Annotated in this window: 13 protein-coding genes; 7 read left to right on the forward strand and 6 right to left on the reverse strand. The window is 62.8% G+C overall.

Annotation, left to right across the window (positions count from 1 at the left end; all coding sequences use genetic code 11):
• Window positions 1-37: 37 nt before the first annotated feature.
• The gene (locus tag ACSBOB_RS04805) at window positions 38-1444 is read right to left on the reverse strand and encodes an RsmB/NOP family class I SAM-dependent RNA methyltransferase (RefSeq protein WP_442583636.1); all 1407 of its coding nucleotides are present in this window, start codon (window positions 1442-1444) and stop codon (window positions 38-40) included.
• A complete protein-coding gene (htpX, locus tag ACSBOB_RS04810) occupies window positions 1435-2514 on the reverse strand; it encodes a zinc metalloprotease HtpX (RefSeq protein WP_442581325.1) in 1080 nt (359 codons plus the stop codon). The genes ACSBOB_RS04805 and htpX overlap by 10 nt, the downstream gene beginning before the upstream one ends.
• A gap of 127 nt (window positions 2515-2641) precedes the next feature.
• Here htpX and ACSBOB_RS04815 point away from each other — a divergent pair, with 127 nt between their 5' ends.
• The 6 genes from ACSBOB_RS04815 (at window position 2642) to ACSBOB_RS04840 (ending at window position 7721) form a co-directional block, all read left to right on the forward strand.
• On the forward strand, window positions 2642-2845 hold the full coding sequence (locus tag ACSBOB_RS04815; RefSeq protein WP_442583637.1) for a DUF1674 domain-containing protein: 204 nt from the start codon (window positions 2642-2644) through the stop codon (window positions 2843-2845).
• A gap of 116 nt (window positions 2846-2961) precedes the next feature.
• Window positions 2962-3831, forward strand: a complete 870-nt coding sequence (locus tag ACSBOB_RS04820) for a transglutaminase-like domain-containing protein (RefSeq protein ID WP_442581326.1) — start codon at window positions 2962-2964, stop codon at window positions 3829-3831.
• 81 nt (window positions 3832-3912) lie between these two features.
• Window positions 3913-4374 carry a thermonuclease family protein gene (locus ACSBOB_RS04825; RefSeq protein WP_442581327.1) on the forward strand — a complete coding sequence of 154 codons (462 nt, stop codon included), beginning with the start codon at window positions 3913-3915 and terminating at the stop codon, window positions 4372-4374.
• Between the two features lie 259 nt (window positions 4375-4633).
• Window positions 4634-5482, forward strand: a complete 849-nt coding sequence (locus ACSBOB_RS04830) for a TadE/TadG family type IV pilus assembly protein (RefSeq protein WP_442581328.1) — start codon at window positions 4634-4636, stop codon at window positions 5480-5482.
• Window positions 5483-5535: 53 nt separating this feature from the next.
• A complete protein-coding gene (locus tag ACSBOB_RS04835) occupies window positions 5536-6072 on the forward strand; it encodes a hypothetical protein (protein WP_442581329.1) in 537 nt (178 codons plus the stop codon).
• 380 nt (window positions 6073-6452) lie between these two features.
• Window positions 6453-7721: a class I SAM-dependent methyltransferase gene (locus ACSBOB_RS04840; RefSeq protein ID WP_442581330.1), complete on the forward strand. Its 1269-nt coding sequence runs from the start codon at window positions 6453-6455 to the stop codon at window positions 7719-7721.
• A 97-nt stretch (window positions 7722-7818) separates the two neighbouring features.
• Here ACSBOB_RS04840 and ACSBOB_RS04845 read toward each other — a convergent pair whose 3' ends face one another.
• The 3 genes from ACSBOB_RS04845 to acs form a co-directional block, all read right to left on the reverse strand.
• Window positions 7819-8250, reverse strand: coding sequence for a DUF3037 domain-containing protein (locus ACSBOB_RS04845; RefSeq protein ID WP_442581331.1), 432 nt, complete (start codon window positions 8248-8250; stop codon window positions 7819-7821).
• Complete coding sequence (locus ACSBOB_RS04850) at window positions 8247-8972, reverse strand: HipA family kinase (RefSeq protein WP_442581332.1); 726 nt, start codon at window positions 8970-8972, stop codon at window positions 8247-8249. Before ACSBOB_RS04850 ends, ACSBOB_RS04845 begins: the two co-directional genes overlap by 4 nt.
• Window positions 8973-9100: 128 nt before the next feature.
• The gene (acs, locus tag ACSBOB_RS04855) at window positions 9101-11056 is read right to left on the reverse strand and encodes an acetate--CoA ligase (RefSeq protein WP_442581333.1); all 1956 of its coding nucleotides are present in this window, start codon (window positions 11054-11056) and stop codon (window positions 9101-9103) included.
• 317 nt (window positions 11057-11373) lie between these two features.
• Here acs and ACSBOB_RS04860 point away from each other — a divergent pair, with 317 nt between their 5' ends.
• Window positions 11374-11646, forward strand: coding sequence for an usg protein (locus ACSBOB_RS04860; protein ID WP_442581334.1), 273 nt, complete (start codon window positions 11374-11376; stop codon window positions 11644-11646).
• Between the two features lie 99 nt (window positions 11647-11745).
• Here the strand turns inward: ACSBOB_RS04860 and ACSBOB_RS04865 are convergent, their stop codons facing one another.
• On the reverse strand, window positions 11746-12027 hold the full coding sequence (locus tag ACSBOB_RS04865; RefSeq protein ID WP_442581335.1) for a GlsB/YeaQ/YmgE family stress response membrane protein: 282 nt from the start codon (window positions 12025-12027) through the stop codon (window positions 11746-11748).
• Window positions 12028-12120 lie beyond the last annotated feature (93 nt).

The following is a 12120-nucleotide window of genomic DNA, read 5'->3' on the forward strand; positions in this document are numbered from 1 at the left end:
CTGCGAAGGCGAAACGCGCGGGTTCCCCAGAACAGGTTCAATCCTGGCGGCGCAGGCGCGCGGCGAAAAACCCGTCCATGCCGGAAAGCGCCGCATCCGCCATGCGCATATCGGCCGGCGTGGTCCGCAGCCAGCCTTCCGGCGTGACGAAGCCGTCGACGCCGGCAAACTCGCCCTGCGCGATCGGATCGATGGCGAAAGCCGGGTTCTGCGACAGGAACTGCCGGACCATGTCCTCGCCTTCGCGCGGATCGAGCGAGCAGTTGGAGAAGACGATTCGGGCGCCCGGCTTCAGCATCTGGACGGCATGGTCGAGAAGACGGCGCTGCAAACCGGCGAGTTTGTCGATGTCGGCCGGCGATTTCGTCCACGGCACATCCGGATGGCGGCGCACGGTGCCGGTCGACGAGCACGGCGCGTCGAGCAGCACCGCGTCGAATCTTTCCGCTGGCGTCCAGTCGATCGCATCGGCCTGAACGATCTCGGCTTTCAGCCCGAGCCGGTCGAGATTGGCCTGCAGGCGATTGAGCCGGCTGCGCGAACTGTCGACTGCGGTGACGATGGCGCCGGCCGAAGCAAGCTGCGCCGTCTTGCCGCCGGGCGCCGCGCAGAGGTCGGCGACACGCAGCCCGCTCACATCGCCCAGCAGCCGGGCCGGGAGCGCGGCCGCGGCATCCTGGACCCACCACTCGCCTTCGGCATAACCCGGAAGGTCGGCGACGGGCGCAGGGAGCCTGCCTACCCTGACCGAGCCGGTCGGCAGAACGATGCCGCCGAAGGTTTCGGCCCAGCGCTGCGGGTCCGACTTGACAGTGAAATCGGTCGGCGATTCCAGCCGATGCGATGCGAGGATTTCGGCCGCGCGTTCAGCGCCGTATGCGGCACGCAGGCGGGCGACGAACCAGTCCGGCGCGTCCGTCACCGTGGCGAGCATTTGCGGCAGATCGGCTGCCTTGTCTCGCGCAATCCCCCGCAGCACGGCGTTGACCAGCGCGGCAAAGCGCGCGGTGCGTGGATCGCCCTTCGCATGGGTCACGGCGAGGTCGACGGCGGCGCTGTCCGGCACGTCGAGAAACAGGATCTGCGCGGCTCCGACATGCAGGATGTGGGACAAGGTCGTCGCGTTGCCCGGCAGCGGCGAGCGCAGCCGCGCCGATATCAGCGCCTCGATGCTGCGGCGATAGCGCAGCGCGGTGACGAGGATGGCGCGGACCAGCCCGCGGTCGCGGGCGTCGAGCGCCTTGAATTGAGGGTGGCCGTGATCCTGGTCGGTCAGGCCGTCGAGCGGCGTCTTCGCATCGACGACCGCCGCCAGCAGCCGCGCCGCTGCCATGCGGACCGCCAGTCCGGGCGTCGGGGGCAGGGCATCCGTCTCGCGCTGGGAGGCCGGCGGCTTGCCGCGACTTTTGCCGCGCGCCGGCGCTGCCGGGCCGCTCACGACCAGCGACCTTTTCCGCTCTTCGGACCTGTCGGATTGCGACCCCACGGATTGGCTTTTGGCGGTTCCGGCTTCTCAGCCTCGGCCGGTGTCGCAGGGGCATTTCCCCACGGGCCGCTGGCCGGCGGCGATGCCGGAGCCTGTGCGCGCGGCGGGCCTGCGGAAGTGCTGGCGCGCGGTTGCGGGCGCGGCTCACCGGCGGGGCGCGACTGGCCAACCGGCCGGCCGCCTGCTTCCTGCGCCATCGCTTCCAGCGCGGCGATGCGGTTCTCCGTGTTCGGGTGCGTGGAGAAAAGATTGTCCATGCGTTCGCCAGACAGCGGATTGATGATGAACAGATGCGCCGTGGCGGGATTGCGCTCGGCGTCGTCATTGTGGATGCGCTCCACATTGCGGGCGATCTTGCCGAGGGCGGACGCCAGCCACAGCGGGTGGCCGCAGATCTCGGCGCCGCGCCGGTCGGCGGCGTATTCACGGGTGCGGCTGACCGCCATCTGCACGATCGCGGCGGCGAGCGGGGCGACGATCATGGCGACCAGCACGCCGACGATGCCCAGCGGATTGTTGTTGTTCTCGCGGTTGCCGCCGAAGAAGAAGGCGAAGTTGCCGAGCATGGAGATCGCGCCGGCAAGGGTTGCGGTGATCGTCATGGTCAGCGTGTCGCGGTGCTGCACATGCGCCAGTTCGTGCGCCATCACGCCGGCGACTTCCTCGTAGGACAGGCGGTTGAGCAGGCCGGTGGTGGCCGCCACCGCCGCGTTCTGCGGGTTTCGCCCGGTGGCGAAGGCGTTGGGTTGCGGGTTGTCGATCAGATAGATCTTCGGCATCGGCAGGCCGGCACGCGCCACGAGGTCGCGCACGATGCCGTAATATTCGGGAGCGTTGCGCTCGTCGACCTCGACCGCATGGTGCATGCGCAGCACCATCTTGTCGGCGTTCCAGTAGCTGAAGAGGTTCATGCCGGCGGCGATGAGGAAGGCGATCATCATGCCGCCGGAGCCGCCGATCAGATAGCCGACCCCCATGAACAGCGCTGTCATCAGCGCCAGAAGCATAGCGGTCCGCATCACATTCATCGATCACTCCTGACGGGTCGATCCCATCGAATTTACTGCTATATGATGGGGAAGAGACGAGGTTGTTTCAATGATTTCCGACCAAGACGCAAGGACCGGACCGGCCGGCGAGACGCACGGCGCCGACATGGCCGACATGAATGACGCGAACCCGCAGCCGCGGAAGTCGTTGGCGCCTGCCGCGCGGCGGGCGCTCGAGGAAGCCGCCGCCCGGCGCGCTGCGATCGAGGCGCGCGTCGCCGCAATGCCGCGCGAATTCGGCGGCCGCGGCGGCGAGGAACCGGTGCGCTACGGCGACTGGGAGATCAAGGGCATCGCCAGCGATTTTTGACACTTCTCGCGCTTTTGCATGGACACACAGGTCGGTGCAAACACTGCTCATGCAGGAACAAATCCGGCTCCCGTGGCGTTCTGGACGACTTCTGTTCCAGATGCGGGGAGGCACCAATGCTCATTCGGCTCGGCTATGAAATCGCGATCAGTTGCTCCCAGCCGACGCCGGTGATCTCGCTTCTCGAGATCCACAACAGCCGGCAGCCAGACATAAAACGTCAGACGCGCGTGCTGACCTCTCCGTCGGTACAGACCCATGTCTACACCGACCTGTTCGGCAATGTCTGCCGCCGGTTCACCGCGCCGGCCGGCGGCGTGCGGCTCCTCTATGACGCGGTCGTCGAGGACAGTGGCGAGCCGGATGCGGCGAACACGCTGGCGCAGGAGGCTCCCGTCGAGGATCTGCCGGACGACGTGATGGGCTTCATGGTGGGGAGCCGCTACTGCGAGACGGACCATCTGATGGGGTTGGCGTGGCAGCTCTTCGGCCACCTGCCGCCGGGCTGGGCCCGCGTGCAGGCGATCGTCGACTACGTCCACGCACGGCTGTCTTTCGGCTATGGCTACGCGCGATCGACCCGGACCGCCGCGCAGGCGCATGAGGAGCGCGTCGGCGTCTGCCGCGATTTCGCGCATCTGGCGATCACGCTCTGCCGCTGCATGAACATTCCGGCACGCTACGTGAACGGCTATCTCGGCGATATCGGCGTGCCGGCCGACCCTGCGCCGATGGATTTCAGCGCCTGGATCGAGGCTTATCTCGACGGGAGATGGTATACGTTCGACCCTCGCCACAACACACAGCGCATCGGCCGTGTGGTGATCGCGCGCGGCCGCGACGCGACCGACGTGCCGCTGCTGCATACATTCGGGCCTCACTCGCTATCGACCTTCAAGGTGTGGACCTACGAGCAGGAAACGGCCTCTACGCAGCCACCCATGCGGGGCGTCGATCGCATGATCGGGACCCACTTGCTCTCATAGGATGATTTTTTGCCTTTATGCAACCTGTTCCGTTAAACTGACTATTGTGCGATTCATGGGAAAGGAATAAATTCCTTTCCCATGAATCGTTTTCGCTTTCCTTGCACTCGCATTCCGGCCCTGCTGGCGGCGGCAGTCGCGATCCTTCTTGCGTGCGATGCGGGTTCCGCCGCCGCGCGCTTCAAGGGGCAGGTGGAAGCGCGGGTGCTATCGGTGCTCGACGGCGATACGTTCGTCGCTGAAGCGCATGTCTGGCCGGGGCAGTTCGTGCGCGTCAACGTGCGGATCAGGGGTGTCGACGCACCGGAGATGAAGAGCCGTTGCCCCGCCGAGCGCCGGGCTGCGGAGGCGGCGCGAGACCTGCTTTCACGGCTGCTCGGCGAAGAGTTCGTCGCCATATCCAACATCGGCGGCGCAAAATATTACGGCCGCGTGCTCGCCGACGTCTTTACGCCGGAGGGTGACGAGGTTGCGCGCATCCTGCTCGACGAGGGGCTGGTCAGGCCATATGGCGGCGGCAAGAGGAAGAGCTGGTGCCGCTGATCCGCCCCGGCACAGCTTCGCCGTCCCGATCTGGCACAATACATCGATCCACAGAAAGTTATGGTTAAGGCTCGTCAACGATTTGGATGGCGGCGCTTGAGGCAATAACGAAATCTTAACCATATCGGCAGGCCGAACCAAACCATTTCAATGGCTTATCGTTCGATCTCGGCTTGCGGCCGGCGTCAGCCGATACAGGCCGGAATCCTGCAATGCGTCTTGCGGACGGTGTGCGGACCGTCGTCATGGAGGCATTGCGATGGGTTTGTTCGGGGTCAGGGCCAGTCAAGCCGCAAGCCGTTTCGCAGGGGATCGAAGCGGCAATTTCGCGGTGCTCACCGGCGTCTCGATGCTGCCGATCGTGCTTGCCGTCGGCTTCTGCGTAAACCTCGCCCAGGCCTATCAGGTGAAATCCAGTCTTCAGGCGGCGTTGGATTCCGCGATGACCTCGACGGCGCGCAACATCACGACAGGCGCGATCAAGAAGGAGGATGCGCGCAAGGCCGTGGAGAAATTCCTTCTGGGCAACGCCGCCGGCAGGTTTGCCGACAAGGGTGAATTCGTTCTCGACACACTGGTGACCGACGACGCCGCGAAGACACTGGAAGGTACCGCTTATGCCTATGTGGATTCGGCGTTCCCGCTGTTCGGCAAAGATCCGAAGGTCTCGGTTACCTCCGCCGCGCTCTATTCCGACAAGAAGGTCGAGATCGCCATGATGCTCGACATCACCGGATCGATGAAGGCGGATCGCAAGAAAAAGACCGACAAGATCGGCGACCTGCAAACGGCGGCGAAGAATGCGGTCGACCTCGCGATGAAGCAGAACAGGGATCCGAAAAATCCGCGCGTCCGGGTCGCAATCGTACCCTATGCCCAGGCTGTGAATGCCGGCGCGTTGGCCGACGACGTGGTATTTGTCGAAAAGCCGGGCGGGTCCAACCTGCCTCCCGCCGAAGACGCGGTGATTTTGGCGAAAGTGGACCCGAATGACAACGGTCAGTGGCCGCTCCCGGAAGCGACGGCTCTCGACCGGACAATTGCTCCACAGAACGCAAGACGCCAAACGGACAGCCGGATACGAGCGATGATGAACCCACGGCGCTAAGGGTTAACAGCCAGGGCAAGAAATACCGGGCAAAGGTCAACCGGGATGACCGCATGACCAAGTGCCCGCAGGCGGCAGTGGTCCCTCTGACCGCCGATTCGGAAAAACTGCTGGCGACGATCGAGGCTTTCGCGGCTGACGGCGAGACCGCGGGCGGCATCGGTGTGCAATGGGCGTACTATATGCTCTCGCCAAAATGGCGGACGACCATTCTAGACGCCAAGCTCGGCAGCGGGCCGGCGGACATCAACAAGAACAAGAACGCCAAGGTGGCCATCCTGATGACCGACGGCGAATTCAACACGGCGTTCGCCGGTGTGAAGCAGGGCGACGAGCCGATAATGAAGCAGGGCACGCGGGCGCGGACAAATGCCGAATCCATTTGCTCGGCGATGAAGAAGGACGGCATCGAAGTGTACACGGTCGGATTCCAGCTGACGGAGGCCAACGCGAAAGCCGTCCTCAAGAACTGCTCGACACCCGATATCTCGTCGATCAAGCACTATTTCGAAGCGTCGACCGGCGCGGAACTCGATGCGGCCTTTTCGGAGATCATAAGAAACACCGAGCGTTTGACGCTGACCAAATAGCCGCCTTCACCGGGGTGCCCGCCAAAGAAAAAGGCCTCTGTCTCTTGCCGAGACAGAGGCCTTTCCGTGTCTTTCGTCCAGCGCGGCCGTCAGCGGCGACCCAAGGTCACCTGCCGCACGTGATCGCGCTTCAGCGGGAAGACTGCTCCCCGAAAAGGCAATCCGCCGAGACCACACGCTGGGAAACGAATACACTCGACATCGGATCACCTCCTTTCGATTGGTTGAACACGTCCATATGATGGGGTCTCGTCGCCGGTTTGGCAAGGGCTGCTGCAACCCGGCGCGGCGAGGCGGAAACGAGATCCGACCGGAGAAGCGCCGCTGCTTCTTGTCCGCCGGCCGATCTGCTGTCAGGATTGCGCGGATAGGGGGCGCACATGGACGCAGGCGACAGGGCGATCCGCATCATCCGGGCCGTTGTGGAGACGCTCAATCCCGGCTTCTCGGTGAAATTGTGGACCGGCGAGCGCCTCGGTCCGCCCGATGGGCCGACCTTGGTCGTCAACGACCAGGCCATCGTCTGGCGCCTGCTTCGCTACCCCAAACTCGATACGCTCATAGAGATGTGGGTGTCGAAGGCGGTCGACATCGAGGGCGGGACGCTGTTCGACATTTTCGAGCGCCGCTCGGACGGCAAGCTCAGGGCCAAACTCAAGACCTTGCCGAAGCTCGGCCTGCTGCGCGACCTGCCGGTCATCCTGTTTGCGGGAAACCCGACGCGCAAGACCGCTGAACTCGCGGGGCGCGACCCGTTCGTCAGCGGCTCCAACGCGGAGGCGATCCGCCACCACTACGACATATCCAACGCCTTCTACCAGCTCTTCCTCGACGAGCGCATGGTCTATAGCTGCGGCTACTTCACCGATTTCGCCAACAGCATCGACCAGGCGCAGGCCGACAAGCTGGAGCATATCTGCAGAAAACTGCGGCTGAAGCCGGGCGAGCGTCTGCTCGACATCGGTTGCGGCTGGGGCGCGATGCTGATCCATGCGGCCAAGCACCATGGCGTCATCGGTCACGGCGTCTCGCTGTCGGAGCGGCAGACCGAGCTTGCGCGCGAGCGCATCCGCGCGGAAGGGCTGGAGGATCGCATCACGATCGAGATCAAGTCCTATACGGAACTGACCGGCAGCTTCGACAAGATCTGCTCCATCGGCATGTTCGAGCATCTCGGCATCGCCAACCACGCCACCTATTTCGCCAGCGTGCGGCGCCTGCTGAAACAGGACGGCATCTACCTGCATCATGCGATCACAAGGCGCTCGAAAGGCACAATGCGCAGGACGCTGAAGAAGGGCGCCGAATATCGGGCGATCATCAAGTACATTTTTCCAGGCGGCGAGCTCGACACGATCGGCATGACCACCGGCAACCTCGAGGCGCACGGTTTTCTCGTCTATGATGTGGAGAATTTGCGGGAGCACTATGCCCGCACCTGCCGATTGTGGGCCGAGAGGCTGCAAAGCCGCTTCGACGAGGCCGTGGCCGAGGTCGGCGAAGCCAAGGCGCGGCTGTGGCTGCTCTATCTCACCGGCTGCTCGATCACCTTCCAGCGCGGCTCGACGCAGATATTCCAGACGGTAGCGGTCAAGCGCGGCAAGGGCCTGAGCGTGTTGCCGCCGACGCGAGCGGATCTTTACCGATAGGCTGGTGGCATCAAGCGCCGCCGGCAGAATGATCCAATCTCATCTCACTCTACATATTTGTCAGCAGCGGTTTGAGGAATGCGATGGGCGGAAAGGATCAGGCCGCGTCGTTCCGCTGTCCTCCGTTATCGGCGCGAGCGGTGGAAGAGCGTCGAATATAATGTTCGAAGAGTTCATCAAGCTTCCGAGCCGGATCGTCGTGCATCGCGGTCCGAACGTCGCTGAACCTTATCACTCCTTCGCGATCCTTCGTCAGGGCGGCAAACAAGTGCTCCGCGTTTGAATTCGCTTCGCTGGCCACCCGGCTTTTCAGCCTGACGAGTTCGGCATTGCAATTCGCAAGAGCCTGTTTCAGCAGGCTTGGATCGATAGTGCCAAAAAAACGGGTAATCCGCGCAAGCTGCTTCGTCTCGATGCGAAAGTCGAAGAAATTTGGCGCGACGAGCACCACGCCGACATTCGCGAACTCCTGCGTGTCGATGTGGGGCTGAAATCGGATGATAGCATAACGGATTGCCTGCCTTTTCATCTCCGTATCCATATGTCGTGCTTTTCAAACCGTCCGACGATTGTCCTTGCATGGTCAACCGAAAAGTTCGTCGAAAGCGTCTGTCGGTCGTCGATATAATTCCATCGCTCGGGCATGCTTAGGCAGATTCCTTCCCAGCCGGCGAGAGACGCTGCAAAGCGCGCCTCACACTCCCGTTGCAAGCGGGAGGAGTCTGCAATCTCCCGCAACATGAATCCGAAGATATGGCTGGCCTCGAGAGAGTTCAGCGTCACGCTTTCGTCGAAAGCGAGGTTGTGGTCGATCACATATGGCTGGTTTTCGGACAGGGACCAGAGAATGTTCGGATTGCCGCCGTCGGCAGACAAGGTGCGGTCGCCATTCATGACAAACCAGTCGAACGCAACGATGTCTCGCATGATATCTCGGGACATGTTCTGGACGTTGGTGACGGATATCTCGTCGACGTTCTCGACGGCTCGTGAACCGAAGACGAGGCCATGACCAAGTTCGCTCAGGTTCGCATTCACGCTTCCCTCGATGAGTTCACGAGGAACGGACAGAACCGAAAATCGGGGGATGGGAAGACCGAAACGTTGTGCCAGCCGTCCAGCGATCCATTCTTTCGCCAAGGACATATAGCCGGCGCCCCTTCCCTTTACGAAATAGAGGTGCCCGTCGCTGCAACGGCAAATGAAGGGCCGGGTTATACCTTGCTGCGATCGGCCAAGGACTTCATCCACCTCCAACGTCCCCACGGCCCAACAGTCCCTTCGTTGATGCTTTCTGGGCAAGTTGTTGTCGAGCCGGGGTCGGTACAAAAGAAAGGGATCGGTCGCCGTTCCGGCGACCGCGCAATACCGCCGCGACTCTACCCCTTCTTGTTCTGCCGGTTGGCAATCAAATCATCCACCACCGCCGGATCGGCCAGCGTCGAGGTATCGCCCAGCGCGCCAAAATCGTCCTCGGCGATTTTCCGCAAAATGCGCCGCATGATCTTGCCGGAGCGCGTCTTCGGCAGGCCGGGCGCGAATTGCAGCTTGTCGGGCGAGGCGATGGCGCCGATCTCCTGGCGCACATGCGCGACCAGTTCCTTGCGCAATTCCTCCGAGCCCGGCTCGCCGGCCATCAGCGTCACGTAGCAGTAGATGCCCTGGCCCTTGATGTCGTGCGGATACCCGACGACCGCCGCCTCCGACACTTTCGGGTGGCTGACCAGCGCGGATTCGACCTCGGCCGTGCCCATGCGGTGGCCCGAGACGTTGATGACGTCGTCAACGCGGCCGGTGATCCAGTAATAACCGTCCTCGTCGCGGCGGCAGCCGTCGCCGGTGAAATATTTGCCCTTGTAGGTCGAGAAATAGGTCTGCACGAAACGTTCGTGGTCGCCATAGACGGTGCGCATCTGGCCGGGCCAGCTATCGGCGATGCAGAGATTGCCGCTGACGGCGCCCTCCAGCAGCTTGCCGTCGCCGTCGACCAGTTCCGGCTTGATGCCGAAGAACGGGCGGGTGGCCGAGCCGGCCTTCAGGTCGGTGGCGCCGGGCAGCGGCGTGATCAGGATGCCGCCGGTCTCGGTCTGCCACCATGTGTCGACGATCGGCACTTTTCCGTTGCCGACGATGTTGAAATACCACTCCCAGGCTTCCGGGTTGATCGGCTCGCCGACCGAGCCCAGCACCCGCAGGCTCTGGCGCGAGGTTTTTGTGACAAAAGCGTCGCCGGCGCCCATCAGCGCGCGCAGCGCCGTTGGCGCGGTGTAGAAGATGTTGACCTGGTGCTTGTCGATCACCTCCCAGAAGCGCGACTGCGACGGATAGTTCGGCACGCCCTCGAACATCAGCGTGGTCGCGCCATTGGCCAGCGGCCCGTAGACGATGTAGCTGTGCCCGGTGACCCACCCGACATCGGCGGTGCACCAGTAGATGTCGCCGTCATGGTAGTCGAAGACATATTGGTGGGTCATCGAAACCCAGACGAGATAGCCGCCTGTCGTGTGCAGAACGCCCTTCGGCTTGCCCGTGGAGCCGGAGGTGTAGAGGATGAACAGCGGGTCCTCCGCTTTCATCTTCTCCGTTTTGCATTGCGCCTCCACCGAGGCGACCTCGTCATGATACCAGACGTCGCGGCCCGGCGCCCAGCCGACCTTGCCGCCGGTGCGGCGAACCACCAGCACGTTCTTGACCATGACATGCTGGCGCGCCGCGATGTCGATCGCCTTGTCGGTGTTTTCCTTGAGCGGGATCGTCTTGCCGCCGCGCAGGCCCTCGTCGGCGGTGATGACGAAAGTCGATTCGCAGTCGACGATGCGGCCGGCCAGCGAATCCGGCGAGAAGCCGCCGAAGACGATGGAATGGATGGCGCCGATGCGCGTGCAGGCCAGCATCGCATAGGCAGCTTCCGGAATCATCGGCATGTAGATGGTGACGCGGTCGCCCTTCTTGACGCCGTGCTTCTTCAGCACGTTGGCGAGGCGGCAGACGTGGCCGTAGAGCTCCTTGTAGGTGATCTTCTTGTCGTCATAGGGATTGTCGCCTTCCCAGATGATCGCCACCTGGTCGCCGCGCTTCTTCAGATGCCGGTCGATGCAGTTGTAGGAGACGTTGGTCTGGCCGTCCTCGAACCATTTGATCGAGACCTTGCCGTTGTAGGAGGTGTTCTTGACCTTGGTATAGGGCTTGAACCAGTCGATGCGCTGGCCGTGCTTGGCCCAGAACTTGTCCGGGTTCTTGATCGAGTCGCCGTACCATTTCAGGTAGGTGTCGTTGTCGATCAGCGCCCGCTTCTTCCAGGCCGGCTGGACCTTGTGGACATGCACTTCCGACATTCTTTTTCCTCCCTTGCGCCGCGACCCATCTGCCATGCGTCGAGGCCCCGGCGCCAGCCGGTCCGTGATTTTCGCCGGCATTATTATCAATTCGCCGGAAACGACAATATTAGACGTTGGGGGCGCGCGGCGGGATGCCGCATCGGCCCTGATTCAGATGCCGCCAGACCTGTTAGCACTCAGCCGGCTTCGCTGCCAAGTCACTGAAATTCTTGACAGAACCGACGCGCCGGGAGCAAATTTGTTAATCGACAGGTAACCGTTGCGTCGCACAATTTGCTTGGGAGGATTGTTCGGCGCTCGAGACGAGGACTGCCATGCGAACCGCTTCCGAACTGGAACTGATGCTCCAGGGCTACGGGCTCACCACCGCGAAGATCCTCTATCATTATCCGGATCATCCGCACCTTTTGCAGACCTTCGTCTGGCAGGATTTCGACCTCGCGCCGAAATTCCCGGTGCTGTTCAAGTTCCTCGACTTCTGGCAGGAAAAGCTCGAAGGGCCGCTGCATTCCGTCGCCTACACGCATCGGCGGCTGATCGCGCCCAACGAATGGCGAAAGGTCGACGGCGAGATCGTGCTGCACTGAAGACTGGCTCTGCCGTCGAAAAAACTTAAGTAGCGGGGCGGCTGTCGCGCCCCGCTGAAAAATCGCCGCTCCGGTCCCCCTCCGCTGCGGCCACCGGGCTCACGCCCGCTTGATCAACCCGACGATGACCAGGACGATGATCGCGCCAATCGCCGCAGCGATGATGGAGCCAATCATGCCGCTGCCCAACGAAATGCCGATCTTCGGAAGCAACCACCCGGCGACGACCGCGCCGACGATGCCGAGCACGATGTTGCCGACGAGGCCAAAACCCATGCCTTTGACGACCAGGCCGGCAAGCCAGCCGGCGATGCCGCCGACGATGATCCAGATTATGATGGACGAGAGTAGGCTTGAGCCTTCGACCGCTGCGTTTTCCATGGTTCCTCCTGCGTGGGCCATGGTCGCTGCCTGCCAGCGAATCCTCGCCATGGCCGAATCAGACGATACGCCTCGCAGGCGTTCTTATCCAGC

It is taken from the genome of Mesorhizobium sp. KACC 23794 (assembly GCF_052180275.1).
Lineage (GTDB): Bacteria > Pseudomonadota > Alphaproteobacteria > Rhizobiales > Rhizobiaceae > Kumtagia.

What these genes read in the sequence shown, in the direction of transcription:
- acs (WP_442581333.1), bottom strand. Translation starts at nt 11,056, where the DNA reads ATGTCGGAAGTGCATGTCCACAAGGTCCAGCCGGCCTGGAAGAAGCGG.
- ACSBOB_RS04825 (WP_442581327.1), top strand. Translation starts at nt 3,913, where the DNA reads ATGAATCGTTTTCGCTTTCCTTGCACTCGCATTCCGGCCCTGCTGGCG.
- ACSBOB_RS04830 (WP_442581328.1), top strand. Translation starts at nt 4,634, where the DNA reads ATGGGTTTGTTCGGGGTCAGGGCCAGTCAAGCCGCAAGCCGTTTCGCA.
- htpX (WP_442581325.1), bottom strand. Translation starts at nt 2,514, where the DNA reads ATGAATGTGATGCGGACCGCTATGCTTCTGGCGCTGATGACAGCGCTG.
- ACSBOB_RS04835 (WP_442581329.1), top strand. Translation starts at nt 5,536, where the DNA reads ATGACCAAGTGCCCGCAGGCGGCAGTGGTCCCTCTGACCGCCGATTCG.
- ACSBOB_RS04840 (WP_442581330.1), top strand. Translation starts at nt 6,453, where the DNA reads ATGGACGCAGGCGACAGGGCGATCCGCATCATCCGGGCCGTTGTGGAG.
- ACSBOB_RS04845 (WP_442581331.1), bottom strand. Translation starts at nt 8,250, where the DNA reads ATGAAAAGGCAGGCAATCCGTTATGCTATCATCCGATTTCAGCCCCAC.
- ACSBOB_RS04865 (WP_442581335.1), bottom strand. Translation starts at nt 12,027, where the DNA reads ATGGAAAACGCAGCGGTCGAAGGCTCAAGCCTACTCTCGTCCATCATA.
- ACSBOB_RS04860 (WP_442581334.1), top strand. Translation starts at nt 11,374, where the DNA reads ATGCGAACCGCTTCCGAACTGGAACTGATGCTCCAGGGCTACGGGCTC.
- ACSBOB_RS04820 (WP_442581326.1), top strand. Translation starts at nt 2,962, where the DNA reads ATGCTCATTCGGCTCGGCTATGAAATCGCGATCAGTTGCTCCCAGCCG.
- ACSBOB_RS04815 (WP_442583637.1), top strand. Translation starts at nt 2,642, where the DNA reads ATGGCCGACATGAATGACGCGAACCCGCAGCCGCGGAAGTCGTTGGCG.